Origin of the sequence: Bacteroides caecigallinarum, assembly GCF_021531075.1 — a bacterium.
GTDB classification, from domain to species: domain Bacteria; phylum Bacteroidota; class Bacteroidia; order Bacteroidales; family Bacteroidaceae; genus Phocaeicola; species Phocaeicola caecigallinarum_B.
The window spans coordinates 25,931-44,784 of the sequence record NZ_JADYTJ010000027.1; the positions used below are offsets into that span (position 1 = coordinate 25,931).

The 18,854-nt window shown below is 42.7% G+C and carries 17 protein-coding genes; 11 read left to right on the forward strand and 6 right to left on the reverse strand.

Annotated features, from left to right (window positions below; translation table 11 throughout):
• Positions 1 to 13 precede the first annotated feature (13 nt).
• Entirely contained in the window at positions 14 to 1,231 is a 1,218-nt protein-coding gene (locus I6E11_RS08680; RefSeq protein ID WP_235337663.1) for an S-adenosylmethionine:tRNA ribosyltransferase-isomerase, read from the reverse strand.
• A 97-nt stretch (positions 1,232 to 1,328) separates the two neighbouring features.
• On the opposite strand from I6E11_RS08680, the gene I6E11_RS08685 reads away from it, so the two are divergent.
• From I6E11_RS08685 to I6E11_RS08695, 3 genes are read left to right on the forward strand one after another with little or no spacing between them, the layout of a single operon-like run.
• A complete protein-coding gene (locus I6E11_RS08685; protein ID WP_235337664.1) occupies positions 1,329 to 2,390 on the forward strand; it encodes a DUF2027 domain-containing protein in 1,062 nt (353 codons plus the stop codon).
• A gap of 59 nt (positions 2,391 to 2,449) precedes the next feature.
• Positions 2,450 to 2,860 carry a PaaI family thioesterase gene (locus I6E11_RS08690; protein WP_235337665.1) on the forward strand — a complete coding sequence of 137 codons (411 nt, stop codon included), beginning with the start codon at positions 2,450 to 2,452 and terminating at the stop codon, positions 2,858 to 2,860.
• Complete coding sequence (locus I6E11_RS08695; protein ID WP_235337666.1) at positions 2,860 to 4,215, forward strand: MATE family efflux transporter; 1,356 nt, start codon at positions 2,860 to 2,862, stop codon at positions 4,213 to 4,215. The genes I6E11_RS08690 and I6E11_RS08695 overlap by 1 nt, the downstream gene beginning before the upstream one ends.
• 20 nt (positions 4,216 to 4,235) lie before the next feature.
• On the opposite strand, the gene I6E11_RS08700 is transcribed toward I6E11_RS08695, so the two are convergent.
• Entirely contained in the window at positions 4,236 to 5,231 is a 996-nt protein-coding gene (locus tag I6E11_RS08700) for a DUF4435 domain-containing protein (protein WP_235337667.1), read from the reverse strand.
• A gap of 128 nt (positions 5,232 to 5,359) precedes the next feature.
• Complete coding sequence (locus I6E11_RS08705) at positions 5,360 to 6,184, reverse strand: AAA family ATPase (RefSeq protein WP_235337668.1); 825 nt, start codon at positions 6,182 to 6,184, stop codon at positions 5,360 to 5,362.
• A gap of 126 nt (positions 6,185 to 6,310) precedes the next feature.
• Here I6E11_RS08705 and I6E11_RS08710 point away from each other — a divergent pair, with 126 nt between their 5' ends.
• The 3 genes from I6E11_RS08710 (at position 6,311) to I6E11_RS08720 (ending at position 10,872) form a co-directional block, all read left to right on the forward strand.
• Positions 6,311 to 7,231 (forward strand): DMT family transporter, encoded by a 921-nt coding sequence (locus I6E11_RS08710; protein ID WP_235337669.1) that lies wholly within the window; start codon positions 6,311 to 6,313, stop codon positions 7,229 to 7,231.
• Between the two features lie 13 nt (positions 7,232 to 7,244).
• A complete protein-coding gene (locus I6E11_RS08715) occupies positions 7,245 to 9,131 on the forward strand; it encodes an AAA domain-containing protein (RefSeq protein WP_235337670.1) in 1,887 nt (628 codons plus the stop codon).
• A gap of 142 nt (positions 9,132 to 9,273) precedes the next feature.
• On the forward strand, positions 9,274 to 10,872 hold the full coding sequence (locus tag I6E11_RS08720; RefSeq protein WP_235337671.1) for an aspartate:alanine exchanger family transporter: 1,599 nt from the start codon (positions 9,274 to 9,276) through the stop codon (positions 10,870 to 10,872).
• A gap of 63 nt (positions 10,873 to 10,935) precedes the next feature.
• Here the strand turns inward: I6E11_RS08720 and I6E11_RS08725 are convergent, their stop codons facing one another.
• Complete coding sequence (locus I6E11_RS08725; protein WP_235337672.1) at positions 10,936 to 12,120, reverse strand: mechanosensitive ion channel family protein; 1,185 nt, start codon at positions 12,118 to 12,120, stop codon at positions 10,936 to 10,938.
• Positions 12,121 to 12,388: 268 nt separating this feature from the next.
• Here I6E11_RS08725 and I6E11_RS08730 point away from each other — a divergent pair, with 268 nt between their 5' ends.
• The 5 genes from I6E11_RS08730 (at position 12,389) to upp (ending at position 16,046) form a co-directional block, all read left to right on the forward strand.
• Positions 12,389 to 13,459 carry a glycosyltransferase family 2 protein gene (locus tag I6E11_RS08730; protein ID WP_235337673.1) on the forward strand — a complete coding sequence of 357 codons (1,071 nt, stop codon included), beginning with the start codon at positions 12,389 to 12,391 and terminating at the stop codon, positions 13,457 to 13,459.
• A complete protein-coding gene (gene radC, locus I6E11_RS08735) occupies positions 13,456 to 14,145 on the forward strand; it encodes a RadC family protein (RefSeq protein WP_235337674.1) in 690 nt (229 codons plus the stop codon). Before I6E11_RS08730 ends, radC begins: the two co-directional genes overlap by 4 nt.
• A 54-nt stretch (positions 14,146 to 14,199) precedes the next feature.
• Positions 14,200 to 14,520 carry a metal-sulfur cluster assembly factor gene (locus tag I6E11_RS08740; RefSeq protein WP_235328080.1) on the forward strand — a complete coding sequence of 107 codons (321 nt, stop codon included), beginning with the start codon at positions 14,200 to 14,202 and terminating at the stop codon, positions 14,518 to 14,520.
• A 39-nt stretch (positions 14,521 to 14,559) separates the two neighbouring features.
• Positions 14,560 to 15,324: a UDP-2,3-diacylglucosamine diphosphatase gene (locus tag I6E11_RS08745; RefSeq protein WP_235337680.1), complete on the forward strand. Its 765-nt coding sequence runs from the start codon at positions 14,560 to 14,562 to the stop codon at positions 15,322 to 15,324.
• A gap of 62 nt (positions 15,325 to 15,386) precedes the next feature.
• Positions 15,387 to 16,046: a uracil phosphoribosyltransferase gene (upp, locus tag I6E11_RS08750; RefSeq protein WP_235337675.1), complete on the forward strand. Its 660-nt coding sequence runs from the start codon at positions 15,387 to 15,389 to the stop codon at positions 16,044 to 16,046.
• A gap of 62 nt (positions 16,047 to 16,108) precedes the next feature.
• Here upp and I6E11_RS08755 read toward each other — a convergent pair whose 3' ends face one another.
• Positions 16,109 to 17,170 (reverse strand): linear amide C-N hydrolase, encoded by a 1,062-nt coding sequence (locus I6E11_RS08755; RefSeq protein ID WP_394800121.1) that lies wholly within the window; start codon positions 17,168 to 17,170, stop codon positions 16,109 to 16,111.
• A 144-nt stretch (positions 17,171 to 17,314) separates the two neighbouring features.
• Positions 17,315 to 18,598, reverse strand: coding sequence for a voltage-gated chloride channel family protein (locus I6E11_RS08760; RefSeq protein ID WP_235337677.1), 1,284 nt, complete (start codon positions 18,596 to 18,598; stop codon positions 17,315 to 17,317).
• Positions 18,599 to 18,854 lie beyond the last annotated feature (256 nt).

Below are 18,854 nucleotides of genomic sequence, written 5' to 3' on the forward strand. Positions count from 1 at the left end.
CAACCGACAATCATCACGGAATCAGCAGTGACGAATCGCCGTAACTCAGGAAACGGAAATCGTGCGACAGTGCGTAGTCGTAAATCTTTCTCCAGTCGCCTTTCACGAATGCCGAAACCAGGAGCAGCAGAGTGCTTTGCGGCTGATGGAAGTTAGTTACTATACGTTTCACTATTTTGTATTCATATCCCGGCGCTATGATAATCTGCGTACTTGTATGAAGTGCATCCAAATGATTTCTCTCCATATAGTCGAGGATATTCTGCAGAGCCTTAATAGGAGTGAGGTTTGTCTCGTTCTCGTATGGCATCCATTGTTTAACGTGCAGTTCCTCCTGCGATGCTTCAGGTTTTGACTCTAAGATTACTCCTATATAGTACAGACTTTCTATCGTTCTTACAGATGTAGTTCCTACGGCAGTGGTTTCGCCTCCATGTTTCAGAAGTTTCTCAATAGTCTGTCTGTTTACGGAGATATATTCCGTGTGCATATCGTGTCCCGCTATTTCCTCACTCTTGACCGGGCGGAAAGTTCCGGCTCCCACGTGCAGGGTAACTTCTTCCAAATCTACACCCTTATTCCTCAGTGTGTCGAGTACTCTCTCTGTGAAATGCAGTCCGGCTGTAGGTGCGGCCACAGAACCTTTTATCTTAGAATACACAGTCTGGTAAGTCTCCTTGTCGCTTTCCTGTGTCTCGCGGTTCAGATATGGAGGGATAGGAAGTTCGCCGAACACTTCGAGGATATCAGCAAAAGTCACCTCGCTGTTATCCCAGCTGAAGTCTATCCAGTGGCTTGTACCGTGACATTCGCCGCGAGTGGCAGTCAGTGTAAGTGGCTTGCCTTTCACTGTCATTTCCCTGTGAAGCGGATCTTCTTTCCATTTCTTCAGATTACCCACCATGCAGAGCCATGCCGAGTGTTCTGTCTGCTGGAAGTTCAGCACATAGTCGTTTGGTTTTATAGGCTCAAGACAGAATATTTCTATCAGCGCACCGGTCTCTTTTCTGAAATGCAGTCTGGCCTGAATAACCTTTGTATTGTTGAAAATCATCAGTGAGCCCGGTTCTATATATTCCGGCAGTGAAGTGAAGACTCTTTCCTCAATTTCTCCGTGATTGTAAACCAGCAGTTTGGAACTGTCGCGCTCTTTCAGCGGGAATTTTGCTATTCTTTCGTCCGGAAGTGGATAGTTGTAATCGCTTATTTTAATATGTTTAGTATCTTCCATCTGTGTAGTTTCTTCAATATTTTCTGCAAAAGTATAAAAAACTTTCGTATCTGCTTAAAAGTAACTACTTTTGCTTGAACTATAATACTGAAACAATATGAAAATAGGAGATAAAGTACGTTTCCTCAGCGAAGTGGGAGGCGGTATAGTAAGAGGTTTTCAAGGCAAGGATACAGTCTTGGTAGAGAGTGAGGACGGTTTTGAAATACCTATGCTGATAAAGGAATGCGTGGTTATTCAGACCGATGATTATAACATCCCGTTGAAAACGACATCAAAACCTCAGCAGGCACCTGTGGAGGACGAAGAAGAGGAAGAAGATGACAGACCGATAACATATCGTGCGCCTGAAATCAGAGGTAACGATGTGCTTAATGTATATCTGGCTTTTGTTCCGCATGATATAAAGGCTATTACAACTACCGGTTTCGATGCGTATCTGGTGAATGACAGTAACTATTTCATTGATTATATCTATCTATCAGCAGAAGGAAAGAGTTGGACATTGAGAAGCCGTGGAACTATCAAACCTAATATGAAACAGGCCTTGGAGGAGTTTGAAAAGAAAGACCTCAACGAGATGGAACATGTGGCAGTACAGATTCTCGCATATAAGGATGACCGTACTTTCCTGCTCAAGAATGCGGTATCTACAGAAATAAGAATTGATACCGTGAACTTCTATAAGCTCCATACCTTCCAGGAAAATGATTTCTTTAACGAACCTGCATTGATTTACGATGTGGTGAAAGACGATGAAGAAGCAAAACAGGTGTATGTTAATGCCGATGATATAAAGAACGCCATCCTTTCTAAAGGTGATGGAAACAATGTTCCTAAGAAAGTGTTGCGCAAGGAAGAGAAGAAAATCAAGAACGGAATTATCGAAATAGACCTTCATATAGATGCTCTTCTTGACGATACTACCGGTATGGGGAATGCTGAAATGCTGAACTATCAGCTTGACGTATTCCGCAAGACTATGGAGGAATACAAGAGAAATACCGGACAGAAGATAGTGTTCATACATGGCAAGGGCGATGGCGTTCTGCGCAAGGCATTGCTTGACGAACTAAAACGTAAGTACAGGACATGTCTCAGTCAGGATGCTTCGTTCCGCGAATATGGCTATGGGGCTACGATGGTGATAATTAAATAATAGTTGTTAGTTCTTGGTTCTTAGTTGTTAGTATTTTAAGAACTCGTAAAATCAAACTTATGAAAACTTTAAAAGATATGCTTTCACACGACCGTTTCGCAGCTGAGGCGGGAGTGGAACTGCTCGAAGTGCGCGAAGGTTATGCCAAGGCACGTATGCTTGTTACTGATAAACACCTTAATGGTGGAGGAGTGTGTCAGGGAGGAGCCTTGTTCACACTGGCCGACCTGTCCTTTGCGGCAGTGGCAAACAGCCGCAATCTGCTTACTCTTTCGCTGAATGCCAATATTACTTTTCTGCGTGCTGTAAGCAGCGGATATGTATATGCCGAGGCTGTGGAGACATTCAATCATGCCAAGATACCTTTCATCGAAGTTCGTATCACCGACGAGGAAGGTTGCCCTGTTGCTGTATTCACAAGTTCCGGCTACAGGAAAAAGACTGAACTAAATCTGGAAAGTTTGATGTAATGAACAATCGTTATGAAGAAAGACTGGGTACGGACAGAATGCTGCCTTTGGTGTTCCGCATGGCGCTGCCTGCCGTAGCTGCCCAGTTTGTCAATCTGCTTTATAATATAGTTGACAGAATTTATATAGGACACATCCCCGGTATAGGAACAGAGGCTCTTGCCGGGGTAGGTGTCACTACCTCGATAGTAATACTCATATCATCGTTTTCGTCGATAGTTGGAGCCGGCGGTGCCCCGCTTGCAGCAATGGCTTTAGGTCAGGGCGACCGCGAGAGGGCAGGACGCATACTGGGAAACGGTTTTGTGATGCTTATTCTTTTTACTGTCATCACCTCGCTGATAGCCTATATTTTTATGGAGCCTATTCTTCTGCTTACCGGAGCATCCGAAAGGACACTGCCGTTTGCCGTAGATTATCTCTCTGTCTATCTGCTTGGTACGCTTTTCGTGGAGATATCCACAGGACTTAACACATTCATAAACTCCCAGGGAAGACCTGCCATAGCAATGTGGTCGGTAGTGATAGGGGCATTACTGAATATCATTCTCGACCCGATTTTCATTTTCACTTTCGATATGGGAGTAAAGGGAGCTGCTATAGCTACGGTTCTTTCGCAGGCCGTGAGTGCCATCTGGGTACTGCGTTTCCTTACTTCCCGTTCGGCATCTCTTCCGCTTGAACGAAGGTATATGAGGCCTAAGAAAAAAATTGTCCTGTCTGTGGTAGCCCTTGGAGTGTCACCGTTTATTATGGCAAGCACGGAAAGCCTTGTAGGTTTCGTACTCAACGGAAGTTTGAAACATTTTGGCGATATCTATGTCAGCGCCCTTGCCATCATGCAGAGTGCCATGCAGTTTGCCAGTGTGCCGCTCGTCGGTTTTGCCCAGGGATTTATCCCGGTGGTGAGCTATAACTACGGTCATGCCAATAAAGACCGTGTGAAGCAATGTTTCAGGATAGTTGTGACGTTTATGTTCGGTTTCAACTTCTTACTGATACTTTTCATGATACTCTGCCCTCACCTGGTAGCATCGGTATTTACGGATGATGAAGTTTTGATAGAAACTGTGTCGCATGTTATGCCTCTCTTCCTTGCCGGAATGTCCATTTTCGGACTCCAGCGTGCATGTCAGAACATGTTTGTAGCCTTGGGACAGGCAAAGATTTCCATTTTCATAGCTTTGTTGAGAAAGGTTATCCTCCTCGTTCCTTTGGCATTGTTACTGCCTCATTTCTGGGGAGTGGAAGGTATATTCGCAGCCGAAGCCATCTCGGATGCCACCGCTGCTGTGTGCTGTACAGCTTTATTTGCATGGCAGTTTCCAAAAATATTATCTCGGATAAAAGGATAATTGTGGAAATCCCTACATATTCAAATCCTTTTCAAAAGCTTTTCAACATCAGCGCGAATCTTTGCATAGAGCGGTGAGTTCTTGTAATTGACATTTTTGTGTATCACCACTTCTACACCAATCTGAGAACGCTGGTAGTTTGTCAGTTCGTTATGAAGTTGCAGACTGTGGAGAGCAAGATCATGGATTTGCTGTTCTCTCTCACGTCTGAGTATGGTACATACGGGAACTAGCAGACGGAGGACAACATTGTCCATGATATGGTGTCCCTGTATGAACATGTATGTAGAGTCGGAAGTTACTCCGAGTGTAGGCAGTTCCCTTTTAAGATCTTCTATCTCACTCTTAGCCTCAGGGTGTTTACGTTCGAGGTCATGAAGCTTTTTCTCCACTTTCTTTGCCATATGTTCAAGGCTGCGTTCTGGATAGCGTGTGCTTACCTGATCAAGTTTGACATATGAACAGAAATCCAAAAGTGAGAATTCGGCAAGGATGTGTCTTCTGTAGAACCATACAGACCAGACGAAAAGCGGCCAAGCTATTTCGGAGTATGCCTTCATGAAAGCCGGAAAGTCTATCAGTTTATGGTCGTTCAGTGTGGCTGTTACGCATACATCGTGAAGACCTTCGGCATAGCAGTGATAGTTTTCTATGGCATAGGCATATGTCTGGAGCACGTACGGGCATTCTATCATGTAGCGTGAAGTGTTGGTGCGTCCCTGAAGGAGATAGTCGTAGTCGCTGTCCACACAGGCTATCATGTTTTCGCCAAGCTGTTTCCCAAGCTGGTTCATAAGAACGGTTTTTTTCCCTTTGGCCAGCGAACTTTGTGATGGAAGCATGACTTCGAAGTATACCTTGTCGTTTTCATACTCGGAGAGCAGGGCACGCCAGAACGATATGTCGTCATAGCTCTCCACGTAGGCCACAATCTTTCTCCTTGAGTGTTTGGGCTTCAGATTGTTTGCAGCACCTATATATAATGATGAAAGGTTTTCCGTAAGTCGTTTTCCCATGTGTATGAGTTTTAAGTTTATAAGTTTAACTTCGTTGACCGTTGGTTGTTAGTGTTTAAGTTTATGAGTTTTTAGTTATTAGTTGTTGAACTATTATCAACTAACTGAAAAACTTGAGAACTTAAAAACTAATTAGTAGTAATGTCACTCACTTCGGTCACTGCGTCCACCCATCCGTTCATGATTAGTGCAGGAGAGTGTGTAGTCAGGATAATCTGGACGTTAGGATTAAGGCTTCTGATGAGTGTTATAAGTCTTTGTTGCCACTCTATGTGGAGTGAAATCTCCGGTTCGTCCATGAACAGCGCACAGTGTGCATTGTCCTGTACAAGTACTGTAAGGAGGATGACAAGCATCTGCTTTTCTCCTGACGATAGTTTGTAAGGAGTGAGGATGTCTCCGTCCTGTTCAAAAAGAATCTCATTGCTTCTGCGATTTATCTTCTTTCCCGTTTCGGCAAAAAGTTCATCTATAAGGTCCTGGAACTTGGTTTTAGGTTTTGAGATTTCTGCAGCTATCATCTGTTTTTCGGGGTCACCGCTTGTCAGCAGTTCTATTATTCTGTTGCCGATGTTTACCTGATAGTCAAGATAGCGTCTTTGCAGCTGATATAGTTGCCAGTCTAATTCGGTACGGACATCCTGGTCGCCAATCTTCTTCAGCAGTCCGAAATCGATTAACGGACGGTCGAAACTGCGGATAACGTCGAATGGTATGAAATTTGCATCTTCCGGGCTGAACGTGAACGTCACTATGTCTTTTATTCCGTTTGTCAGTTCTATTTCATTGTTTTCGTTCAGCCTTCTCACAGAACTGTTGAGTATGGAACTTTTTCCTATCCCGTTCACTCCACTTAGGATGTTGACGTCTTTTCTCAAATCCCATGCAATGTCTTTTCTGCCCCAAAGGCCTTTAATGACAATACGCTTTATGAACTCGGCTTGTTTCTTCATTTGTGTGTATTTTATCGTTCTTATCCAACAAATTTAGTCATTCTCTTTGAATAAATCAACCACAGGCGGTCAAATTTTCAAATATCTTGTAACTTTGCAGCGATTATAAACTTAAGGTATAAAGAAATGAAAAGTTCTAATTTCAAGGCTCATCTGGCATTGCTGTTTGCAGCCAGTATGTGGGGACTCATGGCACCTGTAGGTAAGGCCGCTATGGATGCCGGTATTTCGGGACTGGCACTTGCCAATATGCGTATGATAGGCGGTGCGTTGTGCTTCTGGATAACATCATTGTTTGTCAAGAAAGAGGATGTTCCGCCTCGCGACCTTATGCTCCTTTTTTTTGCGTCAATGCTTGGTATCGTATGTAATCAGGGATGCTATACTTTCGGGTTATCGCTCACTTCTCCTGTCGATGCTTCCATTATGACTACTACCATGCCTATCGTGACAATGATACTGGCTGCCGTATTCCTGAAAGAGCCTGTGACACCACTTAAGGTTGGTGGTATTCTTTTAGGTTCTGTTGGTGCTCTTGCGCTTATTCTCAGCAATACCGGCGGTAGCGAAAAAGAGGGAAGTGTGTTGGGCGATGTGCTGTGTGTCACTGCTCAAATCAGCTTTGCGTGTTATCTTACGATTTTCAAGAAACTTATAGCACGATATAGCGTATTCACTCTGATGAAATGGATGTTCAGCTATGCAGCTATATGTTTCATCCCGTTCTCTTACAGGGATTTCTCGGAGATGCAGTTTGTAGAGATACCGATGGAAGTATGGATGCAGGTGGGATATGTAATACTGTTCGGAACATATTTTGCATATATACTGATGCTTGTAGGTCAGAAAACGCTTCGTCCTACAGTTGTCAGCATGTATAACTATATGCAACCTGTAGTCGGTTCTAGCGTAGCAATACTTATGGGTATGTCATCGTTCGGATGGGTAAAGGCTATTGCGGCGGTTTCAATTTTTGCAGGTGTGTATCTTGTCACCCAGAGTAAGTCGCGTGCCGATATGCTAAAGGAAAAGTCTACGTCAAAATAATCAGAATCTGTTAATGAAGGAAAAATCGAATATAGTGTCTCCGGTGCTCCATCTTCAGCATCATTACGAATTGCTTAAGGTTGAATATGAATATGAGAAGGAACAGTTTCGTCAGCAGACGGAGGTGATGGGTATAGGACGCAAGGTGAAGCGCGGAATGTGCTGGTATCCTATATCTGTGGGAAGAAGTTATTATAATGCTCTCAACCAGTTTGTGGTGGAGATATTCCGTACTGAGGACAAGGAGATAGAACATCTTTTTGAATATGGACGTCCTGTATGTTTCTTTACTCAGGATGCCGGCGGACGACTGACATACATGAATTTCGTGGCAACGGTGAATTATGTTGACGAAGACCGTATGGTGGTGATACTGCCCGGACCGGATGCCATGATTGCCTTGCAGAGATATGATGTGCTTGGAGTGCAGCTTTATTTTGATGAAACTTCCTATCGTCTGATGTTTGAGGCGTTGAATCGTGTAATAGGTGCAAAGAACAATCGTCTGGCAGAACTGCGTGATATCTTTCATGGACAGCAGCCTGTTTCGGAGTTTTCTTTCAATCCTATCAGATTTCCGTGGCTTAACCGTACTCAGGAAGAGGCTGTCAACAAGGTGCTTCATGCCAAGGATGTAGCTATCGTACACGGACCTCCGGGAACGGGAAAGACTACTACTCTTGTAGAGGCTATATACGAAACGTTACACCGCGAGAATCAGGTGATGGTGTGCGCACAGAGTAATATGGCTGTCGATTGGATAAGCGAAAAACTTGTCGATAGAGGAGTGAGTGTCCTGAGAATAGGAAATCCTTCGAGGGTGAATGACAAGATGCTTTCGTTTACATACGAAAGGAAATTCGAGTCGCATCCCGATTATTCACAGTTGTGGAGCATTAGAAAGGCCATCCGCGAACTATATTCTGCTAACCGTAAAGGTGCAGACAGGGAAAGTATAAGGCTTAAGATTAATTCTCTGAAAGACCGTGCCACTGAGTTGGAGATAAGGATAAACGAATCATTGTTTGCCGAAGCTAGAGTTATATCCTGTACTTTGGTAAGCAGTGCAAACCGTGTACTTATGGGGCATAAGTTTGGCACATTGTTTATTGATGAGGCTGCTCAGGCATTGGAGGCTGCATGCTGGATTCCTATTGCGAAGGCTGACCGTGTGATACTGGCCGGCGACCATTGCCAGCTCCCTCCGACAGTGAAAAGTCCTGTGGCATTGCGTGGAGGATTGGGACATACGCTGATGCAAAGTATTGTGGCAAACAAACCACAGGCTGTTTCTCTTCTGAAAGTACAGTACAGAATGAACAATGAGATAATGCGTTTCTCTTCCGAATGGTTTTATGGCGGAATGCTTCAGTCGGCTCCCGAAGTGAAATATCGCAGTATTCTGGATTTCGATACTCCTATTGAATGGGTGAATACTGAAGGTATGGACTGTAATGAGGAGTTTATTGGCGAAAATTATGGCCGTATAAACAAGCAGGAGGCCGAACTCTCTGTAGGTAAGCTGAAGGAGTATATAGAGAAGATAGGACGCGAACGTTTCCTTGACGAGCGTATAGATGTGGGAGTGATTTCTCCATATAAGGCACAGGTGCAGTATCTTAGGCAGCTGATACGTAAGGATGCATGGTTCAAGCCATATCGTCAGTTTATTACTGTAAATACTGTAGACGGTTTTCAGGGACAGGAACGCGATGTAATACTCATAAGTCTTGTAAGAGCTAATGAGGAAGGACAGATTGGCTTCCTGAATGACCTGCGACGAATGAATGTGGCTATTACACGCGCACGAATGAAACTTATTATCCTTGGAGATGTTGCAACACTGACGAAACATCCTTTCTATAAAAAACTTAACGAGTATATAGAGAGTCTGGTTTAATTTGTTGGATAAGTCGTCAACTATTAACTTTATATAAGAAAGGCTGCACCTCGGAATTAAAAGTTGAAAACTGCGTTTTCACTTTGTACTTCACTCGGTTTGCACTATCTTTGTGAACTAATTAATCACAATTAAATTTTTTATGTTTAACGACTTATTACAATCGTCTTATTTCTCTGTATTCCTGATTGTTGCCCTAGGTTTTATGCTTGGACGCATCAAGATAAAGGGATTATCTCTGGATGTATCAGCCGTAATCTTTATTGCCCTGGCTTTCGGCCATTGGGGAGTTTCAATTCCAAAGGAGCTTGGTAACTTCGGGTTAGTGTTGTTTATCTTTACTATCGGTATTCAGGCCGGTCCCGGATTCTTTGATTCTTTCCGTACCAAGGGCAAGACTCTTATTCTTATTACAGTGCTTATCATTGCGTCGGCATGTCTTACGGCCATAGGACTGAAATATGCTTTCGGAATAGATACGCCAAGTGTTGTGGGACTTGTGGCAGGAGCCCTTACCAGTACGCCAGGTCTTGCAGTGGCTATTGACAGCACGCAGTCGCCATTGGCTTCAATTGCATACGGTATAGCATATCCGTTTGGAGTTATTGGTGTGATACTGTTTGTGAAACTTTTGCCGAAACTTCTTCGTGTTGATTTGGATGAGGAAGCAAAACGCCTTGAAAAAGAAAGAAGGGGGCAGTTCCCTGAATTAAGTACGTGTATCTTTCATGTGACAAATGAAACTATTTGTGGAAAAACACTTGCACAGCTAAATATCCGTGCCATTACAGGTGCCGTAGTTTCACGTCTGAAAATTGGTGATGAGATAGTGATTCCTACTGCATCGGTTGTAGTAAACAAAGGTGATATAGTTCAGGCTGTAGGCAGCGAGGAGTCATTGAATAATCTTGGAATAATGCTTGGCAAACGCGAGGAAGGTGAGTTGCCGTTGATTAATACTCAGGTGATAGAGTCCTTGCTGTTGACAAAGAAGGATATGATAAACAAGCAGTTAGGCGACCTGAATCTTCAGAGGAACTTCGGATGTACAGTTACTCGTATACGCCGAAGCGGTATAGACCTTTCACCTTCTCCTGAATTGGCATTAAAGTTTGGCGACAAGCTGATGGTAGTGGGCGAACAGGATGGTGTTCAGGCTGTAGGACGCCTGTTGGGTAATGATGAGAAACGTCTTTCGGACACTGATTTCTTCCCTATAGCGATGGGTATCGTTCTTGGTGTGCTGTTCGGAAAGCTCAATATATCTTTCGGAAGTGGAATGTCATTCTCTCCGGGGCTTACAGGTGGAGTATTGATGATGGCTCTTTTCCTGAGTGCTGTAGGTAAGACAGGTCCTATTCTTTGGTCTATGTCCGGTTCGGCAAACCAGCTTTTGCGCCAGTTGGGATTGTTGTTGTTCCTTGCCGAAGTAGGAACTTCTGCAGGAAAGAACCTTGTATCTACATTCCAGGAAAGCGGATTCATGCTCTTTGGTGTAGGTGCTTTGATTACTATTGTTCCTATGCTGGTAGCGGCAATAGTAGGCCGTCTGGTATTTAAGATTAGTATGCTCGACCTGCTTGGAACCATCACCGGTGGTATGACGAGTACACCGGGTTTGGCCGCAGCAGATTCTATGACAGACAGCAATATTCCGGGAGTAGCATACGCTACGGTTTATCCTATAGCTATGGTGTTCCTGATATTGTTTATACAGTTTATAGCATTGGTAGTGGTATAATACAAAACACAAATCCCCGGCAGTTTACTTTGATTGCCGGGGATTTATGTGTTTATATGTGTTTTATGATTTAAAGTCAGTACCTGCCGGACGCTGGAATATACGGAGATTGAATTCCTGAACCATTGCCATTACATGTTCGAAAATTTCCGATTGCAAGGCCTCGTAAGGAATCCAGTCCGGTGTATCAGAGAAACAATATATTTCAAGCGGCATACCTTCTGACGCCGGTTGCATCTGTCGCACCATAATCATCAGATCTTTGTTCACTTTAGGATGATTGTTCAGATAGTTCAGGATATAGTTTCTGAAGATAGCCAGATTTACTGTCTTCTCGTTTATGTCAGTCTTTTTGTCTATCAGACCTTTATCTATGAAACCTTGTATCTCGTCGGGTGTGCAGAAATGCACTGTGTTCATATCTATGTTTACCGAGCGTTTTATTCTTCTTCCGCCTGTTTCGCGCATACCTCTCCAGTTCTGGAATGAGTCACTCACTAGTGCGTAAGGAGGAATTGTTGTTATCGTTTTGTCGAAGTTCTGTACTTTTACTGTAGTGAGTGAGACCTCTATTACATATCCGTCGGCTCCATATTTGGTCATTGTAATCCAGTCGCCCGGACGTAGCATATCGTTTGCCGACAATTGTACGCCTGCCACAAGTCCCAGGATACTGTCTTTGAAAATCAACATCAGTACGGCCGCCGAAGCACCCAGTCCGGCAAGTATGCTCGTAGGGTCCTGGTCCATAAGGATACTTATCAGTATTATTATACCAATGGTGATGGTTATGAGTTTAATCATCTGGTAAATCCCTTTTAGAGGACGGTTTCTGAGCTTCTCGTGTTCGCTTGATATATTATATAGCGAGTTTAGGAATGTACCTACCAGAAGAATGGTAACAATATCAAGATATATCAGGCAAAACTTTAGCGTGAATTCCAGCAACTTGGGAGACTGGTCGAGCGCGAAGGGTAGTAAGGCATAAAGCATAATCGGAGGAATCATGCGGCTGAATGCCTTCATCATTTCGGTATTAAAAAGGTAGTCGTCCCACTTGGCTTTGGTGCGTGCCGTAATCTTGTGAATAATGGGAATTATAATGTGTCTGAATGCTTTCGTACACAAGTAAGTAATAATGAGTATTATTGCTAGAATTGTCAGTTGTGCTCCCCAGTTGATATCGCTTTTCTCTACACCTAAATTTTGCAGAAGCAGGGCAATCTCTTCATTTATACTGTTATTCATCTTCTTCCGTTTTTTAAATTCAATGCAATATAAATGATTTTTTCCGAGGTATGCAAATTTGATTTTTGTACATTACGTTTCCGGAGTTATTTTTTATAGAAATATCTGTTTTTAGAAACGTCTTGACGTTTTGGATAAAACGACTTGACATTTTGATTAAAACGTCAAGTCATTTTTTTGAAACTTATAAATAGCCATAAAAACCATGTTCTGGCATTGATTTTGCGAAACTTTTAAGTAAGTTTGCAAATAACTCATTTTTTTAATTATGCGATATTCAGTAATAGTGCCGGTATATAATCGTCCAGATGAAGTGGATGAACTGTTGCAGAGCCTTTTGCAACAGACTTATACCGATTTCGAGGTGATTATAGTTGAGGACGGATCGGCAGTGCCTTGCAAGGATGTGGTGGATAAATATGCTGCATCGATGAACATCAGATATTATTCAAAACCTAATTCCGGGCCGGGACAGTCTAGAAATTATGGTGCTGAAAGAAGTCATGGCGAATATCTTATAATCCTTGATTCTGACTGTATACTTCCACCGGACTACTTCAAGGCTGTGGAAGATGAACTCAGATCCGAGCCTGCAGATGCTTTCGGAGGTCCTGACCGTGCGCATCATTCGTTTACAGATACACAGAAAGCCATAAATTATTCGATGACATCTTTTTTCACTACAGGAGGTATCCGCGGCGGAAAGAAAAAAATGGACAAGTTCTATCCGCGCAGTTTCAACATGGGTATCCGCGCAGAGGTGTATAAGGCATTGGGAGGGTTCTCTGATATGCGTTTTGGCGAAGATATAGATTTCAGTATACGTATATTCAATGGTGGATATTCATGCCGCCTGTTCCCTGGAGCATGGGTGTGGCACAAACGCAGGACTGATATGAGAAAATTTTTCAAGCAAGTGCACAATTCCGGGATAGCGCGCATCAATCTTTACAAGAAATACCCTGAATCGCTCAAACTGGTACATATGTTGCCGGCTGTGTTTACTGCAGGAGTTTCACTTTTGTTGCTTACTATTCTTGTCGGTATATATTTCATTGTTTTTACATCCTTTACGCCCGATGCCTCAAGCTATAATATGCTGCATCCATTGGGAGTGTGGCTGTGTGTGGCTGGTTTGTTACCACTGGTTTTGTTCTCTGCGTTGATATTTATTGATTCGTCTGTACAAAATAATAGTCTGAAAATAGGAGCCATTTCGATACTTTCATCGTTTATTCAATTAACAGGCTATGGAAGCGGATTCATTATAGCATGGTGGAAACGCTGTGTGAAAGGAAAGGATTCGTTTTCGGCATTCGAAAAAAGTTTTTATAAATGACAGAAAGATTATCTATAAACCAATGGGCGGAGGAAGACCGTCCTCGCGAAAAGATGATGATGCATGGTGCTTCATCTCTTTCTAACGCAGAACTTCTGGCTATACTTATAGGGTCGGGAAATACAGACGAGTCGGCAGTGGAACTGATGCGTAAGGTGCTTGACAAGTATAACAACAGTCTGAGTGCATTGGGAAAATGTTCTGTAAACGATTTATGCAAATTCAAGGGAATAGGTCCGGCCAAAGCCATTACCATACTGGCAGCTTCGGAGTTGGGAAAACGAAGAAAGGATGAAAAACAGGAAGAGAGAAAGCCTATACGTTCTTCTGAAGATATATACAGCTATTTTCATCCCGTGATGTGCGATTTGCCTATAGAGGAATGTTGGGTGATGTTTCTTAATCAGGCTTCAAAAGTTATTGATGTAACCCGGATAAGTCAGGGAGGGCTGGCATCTACACAGGTTGATGTACGTGTGATTCTGCGTGAGGCACTTCTTAAGCGTGCCACATCCATGATTCTGAGTCATAACCATCCGTCGGGCAATGTACGGCCCAGTGCAGATGATGACAGACTGACTCAGGCTCTGTTTCAGGCATCGAAGGTGATGAACATACGCATGCTGGACCACGTTATAATAACCGATGGGGCGTACTACAGTTATGCCGATGAGGGTAGGATATGATGGTAAGTAAAATTTATGTATATTTGCATCGGAAATATTACTTAATAGAAAGATATGAACAACGAAGAAAAGCTCAAAATAGAAGAGAAAATTATTGATATGCTGAAAACAGTATATGACCCTGAGATACCTGTAAATGTTTATGATCTTGGGCTTATATACAAAATAGACCTTCAGGACAACGGTGAACTGACTGTTGACATGACGCTGACAGCCCCTAACTGTCCTGCTGCCGACTTCATTATGGAAGATGTACGACAGAAAATAGAGTCGGTAGATGGTGTCACTTCGGCACAGGTAAATCTTGTGTTTGAACCTGAATGGGATAAGGATATGATGACAGATGAAGCAAAACTTGAGTTAGGCTTCATGTAATGAATGTATTTTTTAAAAAAAGGTATAACTATGAATGAGATGAAAAACATATATTTCATTTCCGATGCTCATCTGGGCTCGCGGGCTATACCTCATGCTCGTATGCAGGAAAGAAGGCTGGTCAATTTTCTTGACAGTATAAAGGATAAGGCTGCCGCTGTGTATATGCTGGGCGATATGTTCGATTTCTGGTATGAATTCAAAACAGTTGTTCCTAAAGGTTATACACGTTTCCTTGGCAAAATATCCGAGTTGACTGACCGAGGAGTGGAAGTACATTTCTTTATAGGTAATCACGATATATGGTGTGGCGATTATCTGGAGAAAGAATGCGGCATGATAATACACCGCACACCGTTGACTTGCGAAATTTACGGAAAGGAATTCTTCCTTGCACATGGCGACGGCCTTGGTGATGACGACAGGAAATTCAGGTTTCTCAGAATGGTTTTCCACAGCAAGACTTTGCAACGCCTGTTCTCCATGCTTCACCCAAGGTGGAGTGTTGATTTCGGGTTGGAATGGGCTAAGCGCAGCCGTATGAAGCGTAAAGACGGTAAGGAACCAGAATATATGGGCGAAGATAAGGAGCCTTTGGTATTGTTCACAAAGAATTATCTAAAGACTCATCCTGACATCAACTTCTTTATATATGGACACAGGCATATCTTGTTCGACATGATGCTTTCCAGAACGTCGCGAATGATGATTCTGGGCGATTGGATATCGGAGTTCTCGTATGCAGTGTTCGACGGAGAAAATATGTTCCTGGAGCAATATATCGAAGGCGAGACACAACTTTAAGTATGTTGGATGAACAAAATGTGCATTAAAGTGTTATATCATCAAATATAAAGAACAGTATTATGAGAGTGATAAACCTTGCAGAAACCAATTCTATACTAAACCAGTATGTCGCTGAGATGCGTGATGTCAATGTTCAGGGAGACAGAATGCGCTTTCGCAGAAATATTGAGAGGATAGGGGAACTTATGGCTTATGAGATAAGCAAAGACCTTGATTATTCCAAAAAGAAAATCCAGACACCTCTGGGAATTGCAGAAGCCAGTACACCGGATGATAATGTAGTTATAGCTACAGTTTTCAGAGCAGGACTTCCTATGCACAATGGTTTCCTGAATATCTTCGACAAGGCTGGAAATGCTTTTGTCTCTGCATATCGCTATTACAAGGATAAAGAGCACAGAGATCTTGATGTGAGAATAGAATATATAGCTACTCCAGATCTTACAGACAAGACTGTTATGCTTGTCGATCCTATGCTTGCTACAGGAGAAAGTCTGGAATTGGCCTGGAAGGCTTTCACGACAAAGGGAATTCCGTCTAAACTTATTATTGCATGTATTATTGCAAGTCAACCTGGAGTTGAGAGGATAAAACGTGTATTTGCGGGGCAGGATGTAACTCTTTGGTGTGCCGTCATAGATCCGGAGATAGATGAACGTTCATACATCGTTCCCGGTTTGGGCGATGCCGGTGACCTTGCTTACGGTGAGAAAATTTAAGACAATATACAAAAAACGGGTTTCCTTCTATCTGAGGTAACCCGTTTTTACTTTTATCACCTTTATTTGATTTTTATGCTGAACACAGGTTGTTGTTTCTGCGTATCCATCGGGACTGCACGATATTTCACTTTTTTGAAATCAATTTCCTTTAGGTCGATACTTCTGATAGCACTATTGTACATGGTGCGGAAGTATATCTTCAGGTTATTCATGTCTGTAGCCGATGTCCACTGTGTAGCACTTGGAATATTAACAGGTACTTGTCCGCGTGCGAATTCTATTCCTACAGGAATATCGAAGTTGTTAAGTATCTGAAAACCTTGAAGTACTGTTTCCTCCGAACTGTTCTGTACTGGTGCTGTTGCCTGATAGAAGGCTGCCCTGACAAATCTTGACGGAGGAGTTACATCGCCAGGTATACCAAGGAATCCGCTTCCTGCACCGAACTGTGAAAGTTCTGTATTTCCAAGCTTCTGTGATGGCGCTGAACCAGGGAAAAGATTTACGTAATTGTTCAGATTTGTCATCTGCCATTTAAAGTCGGGCGAATTGGTAAGAACACCGAGTTCATTCTCATAGAATACAGCTTTGCCATCTATTATTTCCAACACAATCTGTCTTCCGCTTGTATCTGCAAACCTCCAGTGTACTGTTGAGGCTCTTGGATCAATAGCTATTACATGAACCTTATTTATTGCTTCCTTTACTTCTTCCACATTCTGGCATTCGCCCAAAATCCATGAAACCAGTTGCAGGTCGGCAATGCTTTGTTCTTTATTTGCTGCATTATAGTCTTCGTATTTACCGTATTTTGGAAAGTAGAACAGACCGGCAGACAGTCCTTTTTCGTTAAGTCCTTCGGCTATGAATTCTTTTTGTTCTACAGCCAGTCCTACGTATCCGTATTTTGATGTAAATTTCATTCCGTCTATACCTCCGGGAATGTATGATTGTGCGGTATATCCTCGTGGAACTATTACATATTGACTGTTAAGGTCGCTACCTCCCCATTCGATAGTTCTTGCCAGAATTTTAGTACTGTCTTTGACTGTTAGGGTAATGCCTGTACAGGCATTTGAAGTGTTGGTGCCGATTGCTGCCATTGTGGCTGCAACGCACATTGTAAGAATCTGTCTTTTCATAAACTAAGAATGTCTTTGTCCTTTTAATTCAAAAAACAACATAAGTTATACTTTTGTTGTTTATATCCTCAAAATTAAAGACTTTGTTGATAAAAATCAAGTATTCATGATGAAAATACAGTTTTAGTCCAGCATTTTCCCCTTTCTTTTTTTCCAGAACATTATATGTTTAGGGCTTCCTATCACTTGTGATGTGTAAATACCTGTATGTCCTGAAAACATATATGCAGTGACGCAGGCTATTCCTATATATACGGCGCAGTCGGCTCCGAATAATTCTATACCCATGAGTGTGCAGGCAATAGGTGTGTTTGTAGCTCCGGCAAAAACAGCAACAAATCCAAGTCCGGCAAGTACGGAAACGTGTAGCGGCAGTACGGCTGAGAGTGCGCTACCCAATGTCGCGCCTACGAAGAAAAGAGGGGTAACCTCTCCACCTTTGAAACCAACACCTATTGTGAAAGTGGTAAGAAGTATCTTTAGCAGGAAATCGTACCACATTTGTACCTCGCTGAATGATGCGACAATGGTTGGAACTCCCAAACCGATATACTTGGTGGTTCCCAACATATAAACACTCAGTGCAATGAATATACCGCCTACGAAAGGACGTAGTGGGGGATAGGCTATGTATCTTTTTGCAAGACCTCCCCAGATTTCTATAAAGCGCGAGAATGTCATTGCTGCAAGACCGAAAATAATACTTGCCGCCAGAACCAGCAATAAAGTTTGTATGTTAATGTCCGGTATGCTTGTGATGCTATAGTGAGTATGGGCAATTCCCCATGCATGGCATGTAAGGTTGGCGAAAAATGAAGATAGGAATACAGGCAATATGGCGTCATATCGTAATCTTCCCACTATTATTACTTCTAGTGCGAAAACTGCACCTGCAAGCGGTGTTCCGAATATAGAAGCAAATCCGGCTCCAATACCTATCTGGATCATAATCTTTCTGTCATAAGGATGCATTTTAAATATGCGCGACATGAAATCGGCTATTGCGCCTCCCATCTGTACTCCTGTGCCTTCGCGTCCGGCTGAACCTCCGAATAGATGAGTAAGCACGGTACCTATATAAACCAGCGGAGCCATCTTGAAAGGTATTATGTTGCGCGAAGAGCGTATTTCCTCTATGAGGAAGTTATTCCCTCTGGCAGCAGTACCTGCAAGATAGTGATACATAAGCCCTATAATGAGACCTCCAAGGGGAAGAAGTGCGATTATCCATAAGTTGTTTTCACGGTAGTCGGTAGCCCAGTTCAATGATGCCAATAATAATGCCGATGCCGAACCAATTAATGCTCCGGCTACAGCTCCTATTATGGTCCATTTCAGTAAATACCATAAAATGGGTAGTTGCTCGGCTTTCGTTCCTAATCTTGAAATGTCTTTGTCCAGTCTCATTTTATATGATTGTCTTGTTATTTTTTTTTAATGGTGTTGCTAAAATAGTTATTTCCTTGCAGAGTTCTGAAAGTTATAACTTTTATGTGTCGGTATATAACAAAAAAAGAGGGTGTGTCAAAATGCATACCCTCTTTTTTTATGACAAAGCCCCGACTTTCCCAAGCCGAGGCTTTGTTATGTCCTAAAGATTTTGTATCTTTAAGCATAATCAAAACTAATATGGCAAAGATACATTTTCGTTCTTACAATCCCA

Excerpts from the sequence above, each read along its gene's own strand:
- I6E11_RS08680 (WP_235337663.1), bottom strand. The coding sequence starts at position 1,231 with ATGGAAGATACTAAACATATTAAAATAAGCGATTACAACTATCCACTT.
- I6E11_RS08685 (WP_235337664.1), top strand. The coding sequence starts at position 1,329 with ATGAAAATAGGAGATAAAGTACGTTTCCTCAGCGAAGTGGGAGGCGGT.
- I6E11_RS08690 (WP_235337665.1), top strand. The coding sequence starts at position 2,450 with ATGAAAACTTTAAAAGATATGCTTTCACACGACCGTTTCGCAGCTGAG.
- I6E11_RS08695 (WP_235337666.1), top strand. The coding sequence starts at position 2,860 with ATGAACAATCGTTATGAAGAAAGACTGGGTACGGACAGAATGCTGCCT.
- I6E11_RS08700 (WP_235337667.1), bottom strand. The coding sequence starts at position 5,231 with ATGGGAAAACGACTTACGGAAAACCTTTCATCATTATATATAGGTGCT.
- I6E11_RS08705 (WP_235337668.1), bottom strand. The coding sequence starts at position 6,184 with ATGAAGAAACAAGCCGAGTTCATAAAGCGTATTGTCATTAAAGGCCTT.
- I6E11_RS08710 (WP_235337669.1), top strand. The coding sequence starts at position 6,311 with ATGAAAAGTTCTAATTTCAAGGCTCATCTGGCATTGCTGTTTGCAGCC.
- I6E11_RS08715 (WP_235337670.1), top strand. The coding sequence starts at position 7,245 with ATGAAGGAAAAATCGAATATAGTGTCTCCGGTGCTCCATCTTCAGCAT.
- I6E11_RS08720 (WP_235337671.1), top strand. The coding sequence starts at position 9,274 with ATGTTTAACGACTTATTACAATCGTCTTATTTCTCTGTATTCCTGATT.
- I6E11_RS08725 (WP_235337672.1), bottom strand. The coding sequence starts at position 12,120 with ATGAATAACAGTATAAATGAAGAGATTGCCCTGCTTCTGCAAAATTTA.
- I6E11_RS08730 (WP_235337673.1), top strand. The coding sequence starts at position 12,389 with ATGCGATATTCAGTAATAGTGCCGGTATATAATCGTCCAGATGAAGTG.
- radC (WP_235337674.1), top strand. The coding sequence starts at position 13,456 with ATGACAGAAAGATTATCTATAAACCAATGGGCGGAGGAAGACCGTCCT.
- I6E11_RS08740 (WP_235328080.1), top strand. The coding sequence starts at position 14,200 with ATGAACAACGAAGAAAAGCTCAAAATAGAAGAGAAAATTATTGATATG.
- I6E11_RS08745 (WP_235337680.1), top strand. The coding sequence starts at position 14,560 with ATGAAAAACATATATTTCATTTCCGATGCTCATCTGGGCTCGCGGGCT.
- upp (WP_235337675.1), top strand. The coding sequence starts at position 15,387 with ATGAGAGTGATAAACCTTGCAGAAACCAATTCTATACTAAACCAGTAT.
- I6E11_RS08755 (WP_394800121.1), bottom strand. The coding sequence starts at position 17,170 with ATGTGCGTTGCAGCCACAATGGCAGCAATCGGCACCAACACTTCAAAT.
- I6E11_RS08760 (WP_235337677.1), bottom strand. The coding sequence starts at position 18,598 with ATGAGACTGGACAAAGACATTTCAAGATTAGGAACGAAAGCCGAGCAA.